This window comes from Pseudoalteromonas sp. 78C3 (assembly GCF_002836695.1).
Lineage (GTDB): Bacteria > Pseudomonadota > Gammaproteobacteria > Enterobacterales > Alteromonadaceae > Pseudoalteromonas > Pseudoalteromonas arctica.
Genome location: NZ_PJAV01000149.1, coordinates 54,170 through 74,566 on the forward strand (window position 1 = coordinate 54,170; position 20,397 = coordinate 74,566).

At 39.9% G+C, this 20,397-nt stretch carries 17 protein-coding genes; 10 read left to right on the plus strand and 7 right to left on the minus strand.

Annotated features, from left to right (window positions below):
- Positions 1–180 precede the first annotated feature (180 nt).
- The 3 genes from folM to folX are packed head-to-tail and all read left to right on the plus strand — an operon-like array spanning position 181 to position 1,838.
- Positions 181–900 carry a dihydromonapterin reductase gene (gene folM, locus CXF76_RS12570; RefSeq protein ID WP_101163825.1) on the plus strand — a complete coding sequence of 240 codons (720 nt, stop codon included), beginning with the start codon at positions 181–183 and terminating at the stop codon, positions 898–900.
- A gap of 22 nt (positions 901–922) precedes the next feature.
- Positions 923–1,477, plus strand: a complete 555-nt coding sequence (folE, locus tag CXF76_RS12575) for a GTP cyclohydrolase I FolE (RefSeq protein WP_002962341.1) — start codon at positions 923–925, stop codon at positions 1,475–1,477.
- A 4-nt stretch (positions 1,478–1,481) separates the two neighbouring features.
- Positions 1,482–1,838, plus strand: coding sequence for a dihydroneopterin triphosphate 2'-epimerase (gene folX, locus CXF76_RS12580; protein ID WP_007377309.1), 357 nt, complete (start codon positions 1,482–1,484; stop codon positions 1,836–1,838).
- A gap of 17 nt (positions 1,839–1,855) precedes the next feature.
- Here the strand turns inward: folX and CXF76_RS12585 are convergent, their stop codons facing one another.
- Positions 1,856–2,290 carry a YqaA family protein gene (locus CXF76_RS12585; RefSeq protein ID WP_024605954.1) on the minus strand — a complete coding sequence of 145 codons (435 nt, stop codon included), beginning with the start codon at positions 2,288–2,290 and terminating at the stop codon, positions 1,856–1,858.
- Positions 2,291–2,356: 66 nt separating this feature from the next.
- A complete protein-coding gene (locus CXF76_RS12590; RefSeq protein ID WP_007580507.1) occupies positions 2,357–2,722 on the minus strand; it encodes a DUF4870 domain-containing protein in 366 nt (121 codons plus the stop codon).
- A gap of 184 nt (positions 2,723–2,906) precedes the next feature.
- Between CXF76_RS12590 and CXF76_RS12595 the strand changes: the two genes are divergently transcribed.
- The 4 genes from CXF76_RS12595 to CXF76_RS12610 all read left to right on the plus strand — a co-directional run bounded on the left by CXF76_RS12595 (position 2,907) and on the right by CXF76_RS12610 (position 6,639).
- Complete coding sequence (locus CXF76_RS12595; RefSeq protein WP_101163826.1) at positions 2,907–3,608, plus strand: spondin domain-containing protein; 702 nt, start codon at positions 2,907–2,909, stop codon at positions 3,606–3,608.
- A gap of 10 nt (positions 3,609–3,618) precedes the next feature.
- A complete protein-coding gene (locus tag CXF76_RS12600; RefSeq protein WP_101163827.1) occupies positions 3,619–4,353 on the plus strand; it encodes a spondin domain-containing protein in 735 nt (244 codons plus the stop codon).
- Positions 4,354–4,415: 62 nt separating this feature from the next.
- Positions 4,416–5,141, plus strand: coding sequence for a response regulator transcription factor (locus tag CXF76_RS12605; RefSeq protein WP_007580488.1), 726 nt, complete (start codon positions 4,416–4,418; stop codon positions 5,139–5,141).
- A gap of 10 nt (positions 5,142–5,151) precedes the next feature.
- Entirely contained in the window at positions 5,152–6,639 is a 1,488-nt protein-coding gene (locus CXF76_RS12610) for a sensor histidine kinase (protein ID WP_101163828.1), read from the plus strand.
- A 43-nt stretch (positions 6,640–6,682) separates the two neighbouring features.
- Here the strand turns inward: CXF76_RS12610 and CXF76_RS12615 are convergent, their stop codons facing one another.
- Complete coding sequence (locus CXF76_RS12615) at positions 6,683–8,857, minus strand: S9 family peptidase (RefSeq protein WP_101163829.1); 2,175 nt, start codon at positions 8,855–8,857, stop codon at positions 6,683–6,685.
- Positions 8,858–9,048: 191 nt separating this feature from the next.
- On the opposite strand from CXF76_RS12615, the gene CXF76_RS12620 reads away from it, so the two are divergent.
- The gene (locus tag CXF76_RS12620) at positions 9,049–9,519 is read left to right on the plus strand and encodes a DUF2721 domain-containing protein (RefSeq protein ID WP_024589627.1); all 471 of its coding nucleotides are present in this window, start codon (positions 9,049–9,051) and stop codon (positions 9,517–9,519) included.
- Positions 9,520–9,593: 74 nt separating this feature from the next.
- Here the strand turns inward: CXF76_RS12620 and CXF76_RS12625 are convergent, their stop codons facing one another.
- Entirely contained in the window at positions 9,594–10,127 is a 534-nt protein-coding gene (locus tag CXF76_RS12625) for a S8 family serine peptidase (protein WP_101163830.1), read from the minus strand.
- Positions 10,128–10,138: 11 nt separating this feature from the next.
- Positions 10,139–12,472 carry a S8 family serine peptidase gene (locus tag CXF76_RS12630; RefSeq protein ID WP_101163831.1) on the minus strand — a complete coding sequence of 778 codons (2,334 nt, stop codon included), beginning with the start codon at positions 12,470–12,472 and terminating at the stop codon, positions 10,139–10,141.
- 225 nt (positions 12,473–12,697) lie between these two features.
- Between CXF76_RS12630 and CXF76_RS12635 the strand changes: the two genes are divergently transcribed.
- On the plus strand, positions 12,698–13,150 hold the full coding sequence (locus CXF76_RS12635) for a c-type cytochrome (RefSeq protein WP_024598794.1): 453 nt from the start codon (positions 12,698–12,700) through the stop codon (positions 13,148–13,150).
- A gap of 90 nt (positions 13,151–13,240) precedes the next feature.
- Here the strand turns inward: CXF76_RS12635 and CXF76_RS12640 are convergent, their stop codons facing one another.
- Positions 13,241–16,363, minus strand: coding sequence for an efflux RND transporter permease subunit (locus CXF76_RS12640; protein ID WP_024589624.1), 3,123 nt, complete (start codon positions 16,361–16,363; stop codon positions 13,241–13,243).
- 12 nt (positions 16,364–16,375) lie between these two features.
- Positions 16,376–17,554: an efflux RND transporter periplasmic adaptor subunit gene (locus CXF76_RS12645; protein WP_007580481.1), complete on the minus strand. Its 1,179-nt coding sequence runs from the start codon at positions 17,552–17,554 to the stop codon at positions 16,376–16,378.
- Between the two features lie 287 nt (positions 17,555–17,841).
- On the opposite strand from CXF76_RS12645, the gene CXF76_RS12650 reads away from it, so the two are divergent.
- On the plus strand, positions 17,842–20,349 hold the full coding sequence (locus tag CXF76_RS12650; protein ID WP_101163832.1) for a zinc-dependent metalloprotease: 2,508 nt from the start codon (positions 17,842–17,844) through the stop codon (positions 20,347–20,349).
- The last annotated feature ends 48 nt before the right edge of the window (positions 20,350–20,397 follow it).

The window sequence follows — 20,397 nt, forward strand, 5'->3', positions numbered from 1 at the left end:
ATTGCTTTTTTGATCGACAGATTAAGAAGCTGCGTATATTTTAATGAATTAACGCTTTGAATTTTATAATACCAATTGCGTTAAGTTAGTGAGCTATTATAGCCCTATGAAAAAGCGATAGAACGATGATATTTTTAATAATATTGGTATAACTACCCGCCAAAGAGAACACTGCCTTATATGACATCGCCCATTTTAATTACCGGCGCAGGCCAACGTATTGGTTTAGCACTCGCTCAGCATTATATAGCCCAAGGGCTGAGTATTATTATCACGTATCGTACTCGTCACGCCGCTGTTGATAAATTAGAGCAACAAGGCGCTGTATGCATTTATGCCGATTTTAGTACCGATGACGGTATAAGTGCATTTATAAATAAGCTTAAAGAGCATACAACATCCCTACGCGCTATTGTTCACAATGCATCAAGCTGGGACTGCGAAGCCAACAATCCTGACTTTGCAGTACTGTTCGATAATATGATGCGTATACATGCCAAAACACCGTATTTAATTAATTTAATGTGCGCTGAGCTGCTTTTAAACTATCAGCAAAGTGCAAAAGTACCTGCTGATATAATTCACCTTACTGATTATGTAGTTGAAACAGGCAGCCCTAAACACTTAGTTTATGCAGCAAGTAAAGCGGCTCTCGATAACTTAACTAAATCGTTTAGCGCTAAATATGCGCCAAACATAAAAGTGAACTCGGTTGCTCCATCACTCATTATTTTTAATGAACATGACGATGAGCAATATCGAGCTAAGACCCTTAAAAAATCATTAATGGGAATTGAACCCGGATGCCAAGAAATTATCAATAGCATTGATCTACTATTACAAAGCCACTACATCACAGGGCGCTCTTTGCCTGTTGATGGCGGCCGTCATTTAAAGTAAATATAAATAAACTGAGATATTTATGCACAATGAATTAAAAGAAAGTTACGAAAAAATCATCACCGCAGTAGGCGAAGATGCTAACCGCGAAGGCTTACTTGATACGCCAAAACGTGCTGCAAAAGCAATGGAATATTTAACGCAAGGATATCGTCAAACGCTTGATGAAATAACTAATAAAGCGGTATTTACATCTGACGCTGACGACATGGTGTTAGTGCAAGACATAGAGCTTTACTCTATGTGTGAGCATCATTTACTACCTTTTATTGGCCGTTGCCATATTGCTTATATTCCAAACGGTAAAGTATTGGGCTTGTCTAAATTTGCACGTATTGTTGATATGTTTTCACGCCGTTTTCAAATTCAAGAACAGCTAACGCATCAAATCGCTAAAGCAGTTGAAGAAGTTACTGGCGCTAAGGGCGTAGGCGTTATTGTTGAGGCAAAACACATGTGTATGATGATGCGTGGTGTAGAAAAGCAAAATTCAAGCATGCGTACATCAGTAATGTTAGGTAACTTTAGAAGCGATCCTAAAACACGTAACGAATTTTTGCAGCTTATAAAAGGTTAACCCTATGGCTAATGCAATTATTAACGTTACTAATTTGCGCCTGCGTACGTTTATTGGCTTTAACCCCGATGAGCGTGAAAAAAAGCAAGATGTAGTGATCAACCTAGAGATTCACTACCCTGCTGATGACGCGTGTAAAACGGATGAAGTAGACCAAGCACTTAATTATAAAGTGATCACCAAAGAAGTAATTAGCTTAGTAGAGCAAGGGCATTTTTTATTGCTCGAAAAATTAGTGGCTGAAATTCTTGCGGTTTGTCACTCACACCCAAGTGTTCATTACGCCAAAGCACGTGTTGATAAACCACATGCACTGCGTTTTGCCGACTCAGTGTCGTTAACGCTTGATTGGGCTAAATAAGGTCTTAAAAAACTTATTTAAAAAAGCTTTTCGAATCCTACGGCAAGGGCGATAACCGCTAAATAGCGAGCGCCTTTGCCTAGTGTTACTAGTAATAAAAACAGACTAAAGCGTACTTTAAATATCCCCCCAATTACAGTTAGCGGATCGCCTACTACTGGCAGCCAAGCAAATAACAAACTATATACACCATATTTATTAAATTGCTTTTGTGCGTTATCAAGCCCTTTTTGCGATACAGGAAACCATTTTTTATCTTTAAAACGCAGTACCTGCGTGCCTAACCAGTAATTAACGCAGCTCCCCAATACATTTCCAAGTGTTGCTACACACCACATAAGCCATAAATTAACTTTACCTTGGGCAATCATCCCCACCATTATCACCTCAGAAGAGCTAGGCAGTAATGTGGCAGATATAAATGCGCTAATAAATAACGTGAGATAAAGCATAATGCCCTTATGGCTAAACGTAAAAACCCAGCCTATAGCTGGGTTTACAATATAATGACTGAGGTTTTATTTTATCAAATTTAAACTAAACGGGTAATTAAACTCTTTACCTTCGTTAGCTTTAATACTTGCCATTACAACCATTACAAACCCAAAAATTGCTACTATAGGTAGTAATATTAAGCCTACTGCTACAAACATCAGTAAAAAACAAACTACATATGCAATTGCCATCGTTATTTGAAAGTTAAGCGCCTTTTTACCGTGCACGTCAACAACTGGCATCTCATCTCTTTTAATTAACCACACAATTAATGGCCCAATTATTGAGCCAAACGGCACAATAAATCCGGCAAGCGCACTCAAATGGCATAACATAGCCCACATACGGTCATCTTTGTTAACTGGTTCAACCTGTTGATTTTCTTCCATAACACTCTCCTTTTTGTTTCATGTATGTTGCCTCTTAACTAAACAAATGTCTACAAATCAACCAACGTATTTGTATTTAAAAATCACAGCGTAAAATCTTGTGATAAAAAAGTGATAAGTTTGTGAGAGTTTCTGGAGACGATTATTCAATACTAAACTCGAATCATCACTTACAGGAATAATAATGAAAACTTCTACATTAACAATTGCAATTCTTTTAGCGGCAGCTAGCCAATCGACTATGGCCGCAGAATTAGACCTAAAAGTTACTAACCTAACCAAGGGTATTCACTTTACTCCACTGTTAATTACAGCACACAACAGCGAAGACACACTATTTGAAGTCGCAACAGAGGCATCTACAGCATTACAAACAATGGCTGAAGGCGGCAATATTGCAGAGCTAGTTGCACAAGCAGCTGCAGCGGGCAGTGATATGGCTGCAAATCCAGCTGAAGGTTTACTTGCACCAGCCGCATCTACAACGGCAACACTAACAACTACTGACGGTAACGAGTACCTATCTTTAACTGCAATGATGCTACCAACTAATGATGGCTTTGTAGGCTTAAACAGCTGGAAAATCCCAACAGAAGCGGGTACTTACACAATTAATTTAAATGCTTACGATGCAGGCACAGAACAAAACAATGAGCTTGTAGTTGAAGGCTCTGGCGCTCCAGGTACTCCGGGGATTCCTGCGGCTCCAGGTGGCGACGCTGGCACTGGCGGTACAGGTATATTAAGTGGTGATACAAATACAAGCATCCATATTCACCCAGGTAGCTTAGGTGATGACGATTTAGAAGCGGGTAATAGCGATTTAAGTAATACAGTACACAGATGGTTAAACCCAGTAGCGCAATTAACCGTTACAGTTAAGTAGGAGCATGATTATGTCATCTGCTAACAACCTTAAAAAAAGTCTACTAGTGCTTGCACTTGCAACCACACTTGCAGCGTGTAGCGATAATGATAACGACCCAGTGGTTGAAGAGCCGGTCGTTGTTGAGCCAATTGTTGTAGAACCTGTGATCAGTGAGTTTACTATTACTTTTAGTAACTTAACTGCAGGACAGCCTTTATCACCACTCTCTGTCATTGCTTTTGAAGATGAAGCACCTTGGGAATTCGGCACCACAGCTTCTGTTGGTTTAGAAATGCTTGCAGAAAGCGGTGCAAATGAAGAATACCTAAGCTACGAAAGTGCACTTGCTGCAGTTTCAGCTGAAGGCGCTATTGGCCCTGGTGAAACCACCACAGTAATCATTACTGTTGAAGAGCAAGAAACGCTTAATTTGTCATTTGCTGCCATGCTTGGGAATACAAATGATGCTTTTACCGGTCTTAGTTCTTTAGATGTATCAACATTAGAAGTTGGCGGTTCGTTATCACGCACTACGACTGCTTATGATGCGGGTACGGAAGCAAATACAGAAACAGCTGAAACTGTGCCAGGTCCTGCCGCTAGCGGTGAAGGGTTTAACGAAATACGTGACGATACAGCCGATATAATAACAATGCATCCGGGCATTGTTTCAAATCAAGATGGATTATCTACATCAGCACTTGGTGTTGAACATAAGTTTGATAACCCAGTATCGAAAATAGTAATTACGCGCACGCAGTAACGTTCCAGCTTGTAATGGGGAAGTAAGGGAGCACGGATGCCCCCCTTTTTACGAGGTAATACATGCGTCACGAAAAAATATTAGTAGTAGAAGATGACAGAGAAATAGGTAAGTTAATTACCACGCAGCTAACGTCGCTTAACTTACATGTTGATCATGTTGTAAGCGCAGAACTTGCCTTAAAAAAAATAGCTAAGCATCCCTACGGACTTATTTTACTCGATATAAACTTACCCCAAATGGATGGTTTGAGCTTATGCCGAAAAATAAAAGAGCATTACCCAACTACCTCCGTAATTTTACTCACCGCGCTTAGTAGCGATATGGATAGAGTTATTGGCCTTGAAATGGGCGCCGATGATTATATTTGTAAACCCTTTTTTGCACGCGAATTACAAGCCAGAGTAAAAACCCAATTACGCCACAGAGCACAACTACTCGCTAGCCAAAACAACGACAACTCCCCCGTTGATAGTGAACAAACACTAAATGTAGGCTCACTCAATATAGAATTTAGTTCGCACCAAGTGTATTTAGGCAAGCAAGCCCTTAACCTTACCGCCACCGAATTTGATTTACTCGTTTACTTTGCACGCCATCCTAATCATGTTTTTAGTCGTCAGCAATTACTCGATAAAGTATGGGGTTACCAACACAGTGGTTACGAGCACACGGTTAATTCACATATAAACCGCTTACGTGCCAAGCTAGAAGAACACCAACAAGCGCCTATCATCGAAACCGTTTGGGGTGTTGGTTACAAACTAAACCCTAGCCAACTCAATTAAGACACCTATTATGAAATTATCTTTGTATCAAAAATTAGCTATATCGCTAGTCGTGATTTTTTGTTTTATTTGCGCCCTTGTTTACGGCTGGAGTAAGCAATTAGAACTGACTTCAAAACACCACGCCGAACAAAATCTGCACTTAGCGTTAGCGGAGCATTTAGTACAAGATAACCCATTAATAAAAGAAGGTGTTTACGACTATAAAGCGCTTGAAAACCTCTTCCATACCTTAATGTTATTAGGCCCTGCGTTTGAATTTTATTTTGTAGACGAAACCGGAAAAATTCTTACTTACTCAGCAAAGCCGGGTAAAGTTAAACGCACGCATATTAGTTTAACGCCTTTAAAAAGGCTAATTAACGACCCAAGCGCTGCACCTATTTATGGTGATAATCCTCGTAATAAAGAGCAACAAAAAATATTTTCAGCCGCGCCAGTATTTAATCAAGATAAGCTACAAGGTTATTTATATGTAATTATTGGTGGTGAGGCTTACGATACCTCACTAAGCACTGTAAAAAATAATGATAAGTTATGGCTAGCTGCTTTATGGCTTGGCTCTGCACTTGCATTTTTATTTATTGCGATGCTAATTTTACTACGTTTTTTTACCAACCCAATTCAGCGCTTAGCACGCGATGTTAGTAATATTGAAGCCGCTAACTACAGCCTTACCGACACCAAGCTAAGTAATTACTCAACGCAAAAAAGTAACGAAGTGCATAGTTTAGGGCGAAGTATTCAAGCCATGTTAACGCGTATTAATGAGCAGTTTAAAGCGCTTGAACAAGGCGATAAACAACGCAAAGAGTTGCTGACCCATCTATCGCACGACCTACGTACACCACTTGCTTCACTGCAGGGGTTTTTAGAAGTATTAAATCAGTCGGCCGAGCAGCTAAGTAAAAAAGAGCAACAAGAATACTTACAGGTATCGCTTAATAATTGCGGGCAATTAAAGCTACTCATAGAGCAAATATTTGAGCTTGCTCACTTAGAAAATGGCGAAATAAACATAAATAAAGAAACCTTTAATTTAGGCGAACTCATTTACGATTGCATGGCAAAATTTAGTTTAGCCGTTGATAAAAAAGGCATTAGTTTGTCGGTAGAACCTGCGATTTGTGATTTTCCTGTGGTTGCCGATATAGCTAAATTAGAGCGCGTGTTAAGTAACTTAATTGACAATGCAATTAGGCATACCCCTCGCGGCGGCAGCATTGCAGTACATGTAAAACGCAGTGACGATAATCAACTATTTGTGCATGTATCAGACACGGGCGTAGGCATAAAAGAAGATGAGCTGAATGCTATTTTTAATCCGCACTACCAAGCAAGTAATTCTAATAAAGAAGGGCGCCAGCAAGGTGGTTTAGGATTGGCTATTTGCAGAGGGTTATTAAAACTGATGGATAGCGAAATTTACGTACAAAGTGAAATTGGTAAAGGCACTATGTTTAGCTTTAACTTGCCACAAAAAAAGGTGCCTTCTTAAAAAGCACCTTACATTTTTTGTTTATTTTAAATATATAAATTAATTACTTTTTAATACCCGCTAAATCAAGCATAAATGCATAGTTTAGCGCGGTATCTTCTAAACGTTTAAAGCGACCCGATGCGCCGCCGTGCCCTGCTTCCATATCTATTTTAAACAATAACTTATTGTCATCAGTTTTATAGTCACGCAGCTTAGCAACCCATTTTGCAGGCTCAAAGTATTGAACTTGTGAATCGTGCAAGCCAGTCGTTACTAACATATTAGGATATGCTTGCTTAGATACTTGGTCGTATGGCGAGTAAGACAGCATGTAATCGTAATACGCTTTTTCGTTCGGATTACCCCATTCGCCGTATTCATTTGTTGTAAGCGGAATGCTCGCATCAAGCATCGTTGTTACTACATCTACAAACGGTACCGCAGCAACCATGCCTTTATAAAGCTCAGGTGCTTGGTTTGCTACTGCGCCCATTAATAAGCCACCAGCACTGCCACCTAACGCAAATATTTCATCTTTTGCGCCATACTTTTGAGAAACCAATGCTTTGGTTACGTCAACAAAGTCGTTAAATGTATTCTTTTTAGTTAGTAGCTTGCCGTCTTCGTACCAAGGACGACCTAGCATTTGCGATCCACGTACATGGGCAATTGCAAATACAAAGCCACGGTCTAACAAGCTCAAACGTGAGCTTGAGAACGTTGGATCCATGGTTGCGCCATAAGAACCGTAACCATATTGCAGTAGCGGGTTAGTGCCATCTTTTTTAAACGCATCTTTACGGTAAACTAAGCTTACCGGTACTTTTATGCCATCACGTGCTGTTACAAAAATACGCTCTGAAGCGTAATTGTCAGCATCAAAATCACCTAACACAACCTGTTGCTTAAGAAGCGTTTTATCGCCAGTCGCTAAATCTACATCGTACGATGAGCTTGGAGTGGTCATGCTTGTGTAGTAAACACGTAACGTGCTGCTATCTATATCGTTATTGCCATAAGTACCAATTGTATAAGCGCTATCGTTAAAGCTCAGTGGTAACTCTTTACCTGTTTTTAAATCACGCGCAATCAACTTTGATTGGCCCATTTCACGTTCTTGGTAAACTAAGTAGTTATTAAATAAATCAATGCCTTCGAGTTTAATATCATCGCGTGCAGGGATCACACTTTGCCAATTAGCCTTGTCGCCTGCTTTATCAATATCAACTTTCATCAGCTGAAAATTTACAGCATCTAAGTTAGTTACAATGTAGTAAGTATTCCCTAGCTTCGAAATATCATATTCAAGCCCTGCTTCGCGCTCAATTAAGCGTTTTGGCATTGCCTTAGTATCATCAGCACTTAATACAGATACGCCTGATGCAGCCGTGCTACTGTGCCAAATATAAATCTCTGACTCATCTTTGCTTTTACTCATACCCATGTAGTAACTGGTATCAGTTTCTTCGTAAATTAGCTCATCATCAGCTTGCGATGTACCTAATGTATGACGATACACTTGGTAACCTAGTAGAGTTTGTAAATCTTTTTTAATGTAGTAAACCGTTTTATTATCGTTTGCCCACACAATGCCACCGTTGGTGCCTTCAAGTGTGTCTTCGAGTAATTTACCGGTAGTTAAATCTTTTATTTTTACGCTATAAATACGACGGCTAACAGTATCTTCGCCATAAGCCATTAAATTGCCATTAGGGCTTACATCTAAACCACTTACTGCATAATAATCATGGCCTTTAGCAAGCTCATTTACATCTAAAATAACTTGCTGATCGGTACCTGCAAAATCGCTGCTGCGTAAGTAAGTAGTGTACTCGTTATCGCCACGTGTTTGTGTTGAGTAAAAATAATCACCGTTTTTAACTGGGACTGAATCATCGTCTTTTTGAATACGCCCTTTTAGCTCTTCAAACAACTCACTTTGCAGCGTTTTAGTATGTGCGAGCATTGCATCAGTGTATGTATTTTCAGCTTCTAAATAGTTAATTACCTCTGGTGCTTTACGTTCATCATCACGCAGCCAATAGTAATCATCTATACGTGTGTCACCATGAATAGTCATTTCATGTGGCACTTTTTTAGCAACCGGGGCAACAGCTTGGACTACTTGAACCGTTTTAACTTGTGTATTACTTTTTTTGGTTTCTTCAGGGGCTTGATTACAGCCACTTAAAATAGCGAGTGATAGTGCTGCGAGTGCGAATGGGGTACGTTTCATCAGTCAAAGTCCTTGTTGTATTTTTATTTTTTATTAAGTAATTAAATATACCTAAAAATAACCTGTGTTGTGATTTAGTTTGTGAAGCTATGTAAAGTAAATCAACGTAATTCCTCTTTTCTTAATAAGCCTACATCAGGTACTCTGTAGATATATAAATCACTTTTAGGCTCAACTGATTAAGGGTAGTAATGAATAGCGAAGTAATTAACATTTTAACTATGGCAAAAGTAATTCAAACGGCCGTTGCTCCCGTATTTTTAATCACAGGTATAGCAGCAACTTTAGGTGTTTTATCTAATCGCTTAGCACGAATTACCGACAGAGCGCGCTTATTGGAGAGAAGATTAAAAGTAAATACAGATGATGATTTTAATAAGTCGCTAGCAACAGAACTCCGCGCTTTATTAAAAAGATCTCGATGTATACATATTGCTTTTAGTTTAAGTGTATTAAGTGCCTTACTTGTATGTGCTGTGGTTATGTTTTTATTCTTGTCGCACATTCAATCAATTAACTTAAGCGTGACCATTGCTTGTTGTTTTGTAGCAGCAATGGCATTACTTATATGTGCATTTATGTCGTTATTAGGCGAAGTATTTTTAGCAACGCGCAGCATGCGTCGCGGGATGATATTTGCAGATATTGATATAAACGATTAATTTTTTATAAAAAAACCCCGAGCAACTAATGTTGCTCGGGGTTTTTATTAAATAAGCTTATTTAATAAAATAACTTATTGTGCAGTATAAATCGTCTCTAGCACTTCAATTCTAGCTTCTTTAGCATAACCTGAAGCATTTAACTGCTCTGCTGCAACTAAAATATCTTGTCCATCATTCACTGCTAAAACGGCAATCTTAGTACCAGGAAATACAGACACCACTTTTAATCCAGCCGCTGCAGCAATGTCGCTAGCAGTAATACCATCTTTTAAAAGTACCGTAATATTACCTGATAAAGAACTTAAGTTATTAGTAAGAATATTACGAACTAATGACCCTTTAGTTACTACATCAGATGTACTTGCAACATTAACAACCGCCATGTCGCCTTTTTGCATAACTACATGCTCATCGGCAGCAACACTTGATGGCACTAAGCGTAAATTTTTCTCTACTTTATAAGAACCAAAATCAGCTTTAGTATACTTTAAGCTAGATGCTTGCTTCTTTGGTAGTTGAAGCTCTTTATCAAAGCTTGTGTTTGCCGTAGCGCTTAAAGAAATACACGCAGCAGCACTTAATACGATTAATTTATTAACTTTCATTTTCATAATCCTTACTCTTGACCTGCGTGACCGAATGCGCGTAAAGACACACCCTCTAAAACACTTGCTGAACTATTATTGCTAATACCTACTACACCTAAACCATTGTCATCACCTTTACTAAGTGCATAGCTATCTGCGCTCGTATCTAGTAAACGAACTGTCCAAGTGCCTTTAGTCGACTCACCATAAAACGCATTTGAAAGCATTACTGCATCTTTTAGTATATAGCCAACACTCCAACTGCTAGTGAAACTATATGCTGGGTAGAATAAAGCTTGCTTAGATGACAGTAATACACTTCTTGTACCCGCTGGCGATGTAACTTCTATAGCTAAATCTGTTCCGGCTGAAGTTTGTGTACCATCGCTTAAGCCAAAGCCCATTTCAGCATTACTTACATCAAACTTAAACTGCATTGCTTCAATGCTTAGCTCTTCAGTCACTTCAATTTCTTGTGTAAGACCCGTTGCATTGTTATCTGGAATTTCTAGTGCAAGTGCGTCTTCAGCAATTACTGAACCAACACCGCTCCACTGAGTAATAACTTGTTCACCTAAAGCAACATCATAAGCCTTCGCCATAGAAACCGCAGCTCCAGCATCAGCACGGCCAAAACCATATAAGTTATTGAAGTTATAACCGGCAGAGTTTTCAATCCAACCGTCGTGAGCAACAAATTCGCCTTCACCAACTGTTAATTTAACAGCAGCATTATCTGCATCAATTAAAGTGCTAGTTGATGCAAGGATATGGCGAACGTCACGCCATGTTAAATCTGGATTAGCCGAAAGAATTAACGATACCACACCCGATGCATTTGGCGCAGCAGATGATGTACCATTAAACGTTGAAGTATAGTTACAGCTTGCATTGTCTGCATGGCCTGGGTAGTTAAATGGATATTGACTTGCAGCAAACTCTTCACCATAAGCAGCAGCCCATGCTGCAATAGAACCACCATTGAAACCTGAATAACCATTAATACAAGTCATTTGATCTGTTGTTACCATTGCAGGTGCAAAACGACCATACTCACCCGCTGGAGCCGACACCATTACGTTAGCACCCGCTGTAGAATAGCTAGTATGTTTACCATTAGCATTTACTGCAGCAACACTTAAATAATAAGGGTGGCCTTGGCTTGGCTCAAAAGCGCCATTATAACAAGTTAAACCTAAGTCATTTGCACCATTGTCAGCACATAAAGAACCTTCATCGCCACCGTCTTCAAATGAGTTACCGCTAGATTTCATATTTAGCGCACCTTTACCGTCACGAAGGTTAAGGTTAGGGTAAGACTCAATTGCCTCATCTAGCTCTGAATAACCGATAAACGTAGGGAACGTAATACCGTAACTACGGTTAAAGGCTGAAATATTTTCAGACGTACTAATACCACTACCAGGGAAGCCATGAGCAAGTAAATCAGTTTGTGCTACTTTATCTCCACCAAGGTAGTTCATACCGATTAAGCCTGCATCAGGTGCAACACCACGGCCGCCTTTGCCATTCCAACCTTTTGCTGCAATTAAGCCGGCAACACTTGTTCCGTGGTCACCACTGTTTGATGTACTTGTAGGGTCTGTACGATCTAGCGCTTCAGCGTTAAGGTTTAAAGAACGATTTGGTAATACGTTATCTACTAAATCTTCGTGGCGAATTTCCATGCCCGAGTCAACAACAACAGCAGTTACACCAGCTCCTGTAACGCCTTGAGCATAAGCGGCTGTTACATTCATATCTTCACCAGCAACCAAACCTGTAGCTTCTGCATTAGCAAAACTAGCATCAACACTTGCTTGCGCTTCTTCTTCTGTATCGCCAAATAGATTTACATATAAATTAACTAAGCCCTGCTTCATTTCATCGCTTAATGAGTATGCTTTTTGGCCTGTATTATTTAGGTGCCATTGTTGATTTGCTAATGGGTCACCAACAACTCCTGAAATGTTTATTTGCGCAGAAGCCGTTTTACCATTTGCGTTTACAGTGTAATCAATAACTGCATCATCATCCGTCATTGGAACATAAGTAAATGATGTTCCCTCTACAGTTAGAGTACCGTGACTAAATGTAAATACGCCATCTTCTGCAATCACTTCTTCACCGTTTTCAGTGAAGCTAAATGTAAGTGCATCGCCATCGTTATCGCTGGCTTTAAATTCTGCAGTAACAGGGATCCATTGTTTTAAATCTACAACAACTACATCGCTCGCTTTAGGAGCTACGTCAGTAACTAATGGTACGCTACTTTTATTATCGTCATCACTACTTCCACAACCAGAAAGTGATACCACTATTGCAGCAGACAATGCTGACATTTTAAAAATATTATTTTTCATAAACTCTCTTTGTTAGTTATTTTTATGATGGGGGGGAAGTTACACAACAGGAATCAAAATAACAACGAGGTGTTTACAGTCATTAACAATAAAGACAATAGATGTAACGATAGGGTAATCGTTGTATGCTTAGTTAAAGAAACAATTATTAAGCACATATATTAACTTGAACATTCAAAGAAGCTAATATAGAACAGGATTAACAATTACTTTAAAGGGGCAAACATGAAATTGAAAAAAGTATTAGCAGGTATAGCATTAGCTACATGTGCACTTAGCGTATCGGCAAATTCTGCATTTAAAGAACCAAGTGACGCGATTGAATACCGCCAAGCTGCGTTTTCAATGATTTCAGTGCAAATTGGTGACATGGGCGCAATGCTAAAAGGTAAAGTACCTTTTGACGCAGAGCAATTTAAAATGCGTGCTAACAACGCTGCCGCACTTTCAAAAATGCCATGGGAAGCGTTTTACGAAGGAACAGATAAAGGCGACACAGCTGCACTTGCTGCTGTTTGGGCCGAAAATGCAACCTTTGTTGAAAAAGCGAATGCTTTTGCCGCAAATGCAGATAAGCTAGCGTTAGCAGCCCAATCGGGCGATAAAGCCGTAATTGGTAAAGCTTTTGGCGCATGGGCTAAAGGCTGTAAAGATTGCCATAAGCAATTTAAAGATTAATTATTGTTGTAGCCAGTTTAACAACAATAAATAGATAATAAAAAAGCACTGAGCGTTAATAACGGTCAGTGCTTTTTTTATGCTTTATATTTACGAGACTTTAGCAGCTCGGCTTTTAAAAGGGCGCTTAAATAACGCACCAATATCGCCTAGAATAATATATAAACACGGTACTAATATAAGCGTTATTAACGTTGCAAACATAACAGCAAAGCCAAGTGCTACTGCCATAGGTATTACAAACTTAGCCTGCAGGCTTGTTTCAAACATAATAGGTAATACACCAGCAAAGGTTGTTATAGACGTTAATAGTATTGCTCTAAAGCGGGCACAACCAGCTTCTATTACTGCATTTTTAACGCTAACACCTTCGCGGCGAACTTGGTTTACATAATCTGTCATTACAAGTGAATCATTTATAACAACACCTGCTGCGGCAATTAAGCCAAATCCCGACATTAAGCTCATATCTAAATCAAACCAGTAATGACCCCAAATAGCCCCGGTTAAACTAAACGGAATAACCGACATTACAATAAGCGGTTGTGAATAGCTTTTAAGCGGCACAGCTAGCAGTATGTATACTAAAATCATTCCGCCAATAAAAAACATTATTTGCTCATTAGCTTGAGCTTGCTGCTCTTCTATTGCGCCACCAAGCTCTGATTTAACACTTGGGAATTCTTCTATTAGCTGTGGCAGTAGATTTTCTTTTACTTGCTTAACCACTTCGCCTGGCTCAATTTGCTCTTCATCAATATTGCCATAAACATACACGGTACGGTAACCACCTTCGCGGCGTATATAGCTAATACCTGGCGTTTCTGTTAGCTCTACTACATCACCAAGAAGTACTTCTCGCCCTTGTGGGGTAGTAACAACGGTGTGTTTAAGCGATGAAAATGCCTCACGAGTCAGCTTAGGGTAACGTACCATTACGCGTACTTCTTCGCCGTTTCGGATTACACGCTGTGCCTCGCCACCATAAAAACTAGCACCCACTTGATTTGCAATACCGGCTAAATCTAAGCCTAAATCGTAAGCAACAGGTTTAAGGCTCATTTGCACTTCTTTGCTCGCAGGATCTATGGTTGAGCTAATATCAAACAATCCTTTTTGCTGTTGAAGTAATTGAATAAAACGACGACCCGCTTGATTTAAAGTATCTATGTCTGAGCCATACAGTAAATAGCCAAACTCGCCGCCGCCATTACCACCGCCGCCACCAACATCGTCTTGAATAGTTAACGACTTAATACCAGCAATAGTCGGCATAGCCTCACGCCACCGTCGAGAAAGCTCAAATGCATTGTATGGACGTGAATCTTCGTCAACTAATGGAGCTAGTAACTGCGACTCGGTTCTGCCTTGATTAAATACCAATACATCACGAATAATTTTTTGACCAAACTCACGTTCAGTCTCTTCATCGACTCTAAGTACCATAGCTTCTATTTCACGAATAGCAGCAATGGTTTGTAAGTCAGAAACGTTGTCGTTCATTTCTACTTGAATTTGTGGAAAGTCGTGCGGCACTTTAGGAGTTGGAACTGTACGTACTTTATTAGACGTAATAAGTGCAATACTGATTATAAACATTGCAATAAAAGCAAACAAAACAGTCCAGCGCCAATCAACACACTTAGCAATAAAACGTTTGTATGGGCCATTTACGAAACCAAAAAAGCGTGTATTGAAGCGATCGCGCCAGCCACCTTTTTTAATCGGCGAAAAGTGCGTATGAGCAATGTGAGCTGGCAGTATCAGCTTTGATTCAATCAAACTAAATACTAAACACAGCATTACCACAACGGCTATACCATAAAAGAAGGCACTTTCTGGCCCGCTCGACATTGTGAATGGTGCAAATACAGCAATCGTTGTTAACACACCAAAGGTCGCAGGGGTCGCAACTCTGTTAGCACCACGCACAACATTTTCTACACCACCGCCGCTTTTTTCAACTTCGGTGTAGGCAGCTTCCCCTATCACTATGGCATCATCCACCACTATGCCGAGCACCATTATAAAAGCGAATAACGAAATAATATTAATGCTAATGCCAAATAGTGGCATCATCATCATGGCCCCTAAAAAACAAACAGGTAAGCCAATCATTACCCAAAGCGCTAGTTTAAAACGTAAGAATAACGACAACATAATTGCCACCAAAATTGCACCTTGAAACAGGTTAGCTTTCATCATATCAAGGCGAGCATTTAGGTAGTAGGTCATATCCATTAATGGCTCTAATCGAATACCCGGCGGTAGTTGCTTATTTTTTTGATCAATAAACGCTTTAACCGAATCCGCAACGGGAATCATGTTTTGCTCTTGCGTTGCTTTAACCGATAAATACACCGCGTTTTCGCCATTAAACTTAAAGTAGCGCTCACCTTCGATAAATTGATCTTTAATCACGGCAATATCTTGCAGTAAAACTTTAGCGCCATACTCGCCAATTTTTACCGGAATTTGCCTAAACTCTTCACCCGAGTAAAACTGATTCTCGACGCGAACAGAAATAACACCTGCGTCTGTTTTTAGCTGCCCCGCCGAAAAGTTAGCTGAATAACGACGCACTGCATTCATTACATCACTAAGGGTTAGGTTATATTGACGCAGCGTATCGGGCTCTATTTCAATTGCTATTTCATCAAGAGGAACATCGTTTACCACTAACGACACGTTAGATAACTGTAGTAACTCATCCTCTATTTGGTTTGCTATAGGCTTAAGCTCTGTAAGTGGTAAGTCAGCAACGAGCGTCATACCTATTACGTCTTGCCTAAACTCAACCTGACTTATGGTGACCGGTTCCATACCCGCCGGAAAAGTCGCAATGCCATCAACACGCAACTTTACTTTATCAAGCACATCGGTAAGTTTTGCATCGGTATTTATTTCCAGGCTTGCTGTACCGCCATTTCTAAATGCGCGATACACGCCTTTTTTAATTTCGGTTATATCTTTAAGTGACTCTTCAACTTTTATAAGAATACTTTCTTCTATTTCCTGAGGAGAGGCACCTGGGTAATTAGCCTCAATATTAATGTAGTTAATCTCTACATTAGGAAACATTTGACGCTGAATCGTAAAGTAACTTATAGCCCCCATAATAATGATAAAAAACATCATTAAATTAGCGGCTACTGAATTATTAGCAAAGTAGGCAATTAGCCCTGTTTGTTTTTGTTGTATTGACTCGCTCATAACTATTACACCCTACAGCTGTTGCGTGTTTGAAGTGCTCGTTTCTGAGCTTTCAGGTTTTGCAGCTACACCTGCAATTTTAACCTGCATTCCTTTTTGCGGGTATTCAGGTAAAGTAATAACGAGTTTGTCATCGGCATTTAAACCACTGCTAATATAAAAATACTCACCCTCTTCACGAATAACCGTTACTTTACGTGGCTCTAGCTCTTGGTTTTCGTTTACTACCCACACAGTTTGGTTGTTAACCAAAGCTTGCGGTAAACGGTAAATATTATTAAGCATTGCACCTGCAAAATTCACCTGTACGTAGCTGCCAAACTTAATGGCTGGTTGTATATTCTTAAGACCGTATGGGTCTTCTATACGCACTACTAGACTGCTCATACGCGTAGCGTTATCAACAATCCCTAGGTCGCGGTCAATTACACCTTCACGCGTGAAGCTGTTTAGACCTTTTTGAATAATCGTTGCGGTAATGCCTTTAATACGTTCTGGCAAAAAAACGCTATCGAACCCTGCTATAGGAATAATCACTTCAGCAGTTTCAATATTATTGAGCTCAGCAACTTGCGAACCCATAGTGACAAATTGACCAACACCTACATTTCGGCTAATAACCAATGCATCGTAAGGGGCTGTTACTTCACAATTATCTAAGTCACGTTGTGCACGTTTTAATGCAGCTTGCGCCGACTTTACAGATGCCTGCGCACTTAACACTTGAGGCTTACGTAAAAATAAGTCGGTACGCGCTTTACTTGGAAAACGCTTTGCTTCATCTGCGGCTACTTGAGCTTGGGCCTGCTCTTCAATTAAGCCTGCTTGTGCACGAGCAATTTCTGCCTCTGCAACAAGTACTGCTGCTTCGTAGTTGTCTTTTTCGATAGTGAATAACGTTTCACCGCGAGCAACGATGCCGCCGGCTACAAAATTAGGATGCCAACTTAACACTTCACCCGACACCTGCGCCGAAAGCTGTGTACTTTCAAGAGGCTTTACTTCACCGTAGCTATTAATAATAACTTGATGATCGTTTGCAGCCACTGGCTCAACTTGCACTGTTGGACGAGTATCAATTACTTCTTTTTTTTCTGGCTCTTGTGCAATGGCATTTATTCCCATAAAGCCAACAACACCAACAATTAGCGCTACAAATGGAAAAACCCATCTAAGTGAATTTGTTTGCATATCCTATTATCCCCAAAATTCTATTAACGTCATAATACCAGAGCCATATGAAACATTAAGGTGACATTTGTAAGCAACTGTTGCAAATACATATAAACCACTGCTATTTAGGGCTATAAAAATAACTTTGCATGCAGCTCACCTCATTCGTTATATTTTGTTACAAACTTTTGTTTATTAATATCAGTTAATTAGCGTTGTACACTTAAATTTCGTCGCGAAGATGTGCGAAATTAAATTAATTTACGTACAGTCCAATTAAATTAACAAATATTAAAAGTCTCAAAATGAAATTAACGACCATCACCCTTGCGCTTAGCTTAGCGTTTGGCAGCCATGCATTTGCAGCCGATAAAAAAGACGAAAAAGAGCCAAAAACACTTAGCGAAATGATCAAAGGACAAACCGAATTTGCCGGTATATTTAGCCTTTATCAAGATGAAAAAACCGGTAAGCACCTTATGGTGATTAACGAGTCCCAACTTAATACGCCGTTTGTATATTTTGCGCACACTGTCGATGGCGTTACAGATGCAGGCCATTATCGTGGTTCGTACCGTGAAACTAAGTTAATTGAATTTAGAAAATACTTTGATCGTATCGATATCATTAGCAAAACACCTCGCTATAAATTTGACGAAAACAGTGCAATTTCAAAAGCGAGTGATGCCAATATTAGTGAAGCGGTACTTGCGAGCATTAAAATAGAAAAAGAAGAAGACGGTAAAATAGCATTCAACGTAAATAAGTTATTTTTAAGCGAAGCACTTCATAAAGTATCACCTACGCCAAATCCAGCTGATAAAAACGCTAAAAAGCGCTTTAAAGTAGGCAAGTTAGACGATAAAAAATCACGCATTATTAAACAGCGTCCATACCCTAATAATTTAGACGTGGTTGTTGATTACGTATTTACTAACCCAAGCCCAACGGTACGTGGCTCAAATGCAGTAAGCGACCCACGTAGCGTATCTGTAAAAGTTCAGCACTCGTTTGTTGCTCTACCTAGCAATAACTACGCACCACGTATGGACGATGCGCGCATTGGTTATTTTACAAATCAATTTGATCAAATGACATCTACCGATTGGGCACCTTATGAAGATGTTATAAAACGTTGGGATCTACAAAAGAAAGATCCTAGTGCAGCACTTTCAGAGCCAGTAAAACCAATTACTTGGTGGATAGAAAACACCACACCTATCCAATGGCGCGATACTATTCGTGACGCTGTTTTAACGTGGAATACTTCTTTTGAAAAAGCCGGTTTTAAAAATGCCTTAGAGGTAAAAGTACAACCTGATGATGCAGACTGGGATGCGGGCGATATTAATTACAACGTACTGCGTTGGACTTCGTCACCTAAGCCTCCATTTGGCGGATACGGTCCAGCACTTGCTAACCCATTAACAGGCGAAATACTGGGCTCAGACATTATGCTTGAGTTTGTATTTATGAAAAACCGTTGGATTTACGACACACTTTTCACTCAAGGAACAATGAGCCACGGTGAAACAACAAATACCGGTGAGCTAAATTGCTCACTAGGGCATGAGATTCAACAAAATCTAATGCTTGCCAAAGGTCTTGCTAGCGGCGACAAAATTGAAGATAAAGAAATGCTTCGCCAAGGTCTAACGCAATTGGTACTTCACGAAGTTGGCCATACTTTAGGTCTTAACCACAATATGAAATCATCTATTTTGTGGGATGAAAAAGAAGTACACGACAAAAACAGAACCCAAGGCATAGTAACCGGTTCTGTTATGGATTATGCACCGGCTAACATTGCCCCAATTGGTATGCAGCAAGGTGATATTTTTCAAACAAAACCAGGTCCTTACGATGATTGGGCAATTAACTACGGCTACAGCGTAGCACTTGCAGATGAAGCTGCTGAGCAAGCTAGACTTGAAAAAATACTTGCTCGCTCAAGTGAACATGCCCTTGCCTTTGGTAACGATGCAGACGATATGCGCGCACCAGGTCGCCATATCGATCCACGTGTAATGATTGGTGATTTGTCGTCAAACCCTGCTGCCTATGGCGCAGATCGTATGGCGCTAATTAATAAACTATTTACTGAGCTAAAAGATAAAGCAACAGTTAAAGGCGAGTCTTACCAACAGCTTGTTACCTCTGCTAATAGCTTGTTTGGTCAGTACCGAGCTCAAGCGGGTGTTGTTTCTCGCCAGATTGGTGGTGTGTACGTTGAGCGTGCTGTAGTGGGTGATGCAAACGCAGATAAACCATTTACACCGGTATCTCTTGAGCGTCAAACACAAGCGATGGATATACTCGCAAAGTTTGTATTTGCACCAGACGTACTACAAAACATGCAACCTCTATATAGCTACTTGCAACTGCAACGTCGTGGCTTTAATCACTTTGGTAAAAATGAAGACCCTAAAGCACACAAAATGATTTTAGGTATGCAAAAATCTGTACTTGCGCAGCTATTACACCCAGCCGTATTACTGCGTATTTCTGATACTGCTTTGTACGGCAATGAATATAGCCTAACTCAGTTTATGCAAGATTTAACCGCTAATATTTTTGTGAAAAGCAAAGACACAAATTCTATTAGTCACAACTTACAAATTGAGTATGTTAATCAGCTAATCGCAATTGCAGGTCTTGGCAAAGCAAGTAAATACGATAACTTAGCTAAAACAGCTGCGTTATATCAGCTAACTCAAATAGCCGATACCAGTGTTGCTTGGGGTGCAGATACTGCGACTAAAGCGCATAAAAAATATATTGATCGCTTAATTGCAAAAGCGCTAGAAGCGTAAAATATCTCTGCTAATTGAGTAAACCAAGGCCACGTTTAACGTGGCCTT

What these genes read in the sequence shown, in the direction of transcription:
- CXF76_RS12605 (WP_007580488.1), top strand. Translation starts at nt 4,416, where the DNA reads ATGCGTCACGAAAAAATATTAGTAGTAGAAGATGACAGAGAAATAGGT.
- folM (WP_101163825.1), top strand. Translation starts at nt 181, where the DNA reads ATGACATCGCCCATTTTAATTACCGGCGCAGGCCAACGTATTGGTTTA.
- CXF76_RS12630 (WP_101163831.1), bottom strand. Translation starts at nt 12,472, where the DNA reads ATGAAAAATAATATTTTTAAAATGTCAGCATTGTCTGCTGCAATAGTG.
- folE (WP_002962341.1), top strand. Translation starts at nt 923, where the DNA reads ATGCACAATGAATTAAAAGAAAGTTACGAAAAAATCATCACCGCAGTA.
- CXF76_RS12625 (WP_101163830.1), bottom strand. Translation starts at nt 10,127, where the DNA reads ATGAAAGTTAATAAATTAATCGTATTAAGTGCTGCTGCGTGTATTTCT.
- CXF76_RS12615 (WP_101163829.1), bottom strand. Translation starts at nt 8,857, where the DNA reads ATGAAACGTACCCCATTCGCACTCGCAGCACTATCACTCGCTATTTTA.
- folX (WP_007377309.1), top strand. Translation starts at nt 1,482, where the DNA reads ATGGCTAATGCAATTATTAACGTTACTAATTTGCGCCTGCGTACGTTT.
- CXF76_RS12645 (WP_007580481.1), bottom strand. Translation starts at nt 17,554, where the DNA reads ATGCAAACAAATTCACTTAGATGGGTTTTTCCATTTGTAGCGCTAATT.
- CXF76_RS12590 (WP_007580507.1), bottom strand. Translation starts at nt 2,722, where the DNA reads ATGGAAGAAAATCAACAGGTTGAACCAGTTAACAAAGATGACCGTATG.
- CXF76_RS12635 (WP_024598794.1), top strand. Translation starts at nt 12,698, where the DNA reads ATGAAATTGAAAAAAGTATTAGCAGGTATAGCATTAGCTACATGTGCA.
- CXF76_RS12640 (WP_024589624.1), bottom strand. Translation starts at nt 16,363, where the DNA reads ATGAGCGAGTCAATACAACAAAAACAAACAGGGCTAATTGCCTACTTT.
- CXF76_RS12650 (WP_101163832.1), top strand. Translation starts at nt 17,842, where the DNA reads ATGAAATTAACGACCATCACCCTTGCGCTTAGCTTAGCGTTTGGCAGC.
- CXF76_RS12610 (WP_101163828.1), top strand. Translation starts at nt 5,152, where the DNA reads ATGAAATTATCTTTGTATCAAAAATTAGCTATATCGCTAGTCGTGATT.
- CXF76_RS12595 (WP_101163826.1), top strand. Translation starts at nt 2,907, where the DNA reads ATGAAAACTTCTACATTAACAATTGCAATTCTTTTAGCGGCAGCTAGC.
- CXF76_RS12585 (WP_024605954.1), bottom strand. Translation starts at nt 2,290, where the DNA reads ATGCTTTATCTCACGTTATTTATTAGCGCATTTATATCTGCCACATTA.
- CXF76_RS12620 (WP_024589627.1), top strand. Translation starts at nt 9,049, where the DNA reads ATGAATAGCGAAGTAATTAACATTTTAACTATGGCAAAAGTAATTCAA.
- CXF76_RS12600 (WP_101163827.1), top strand. Translation starts at nt 3,619, where the DNA reads ATGTCATCTGCTAACAACCTTAAAAAAAGTCTACTAGTGCTTGCACTT.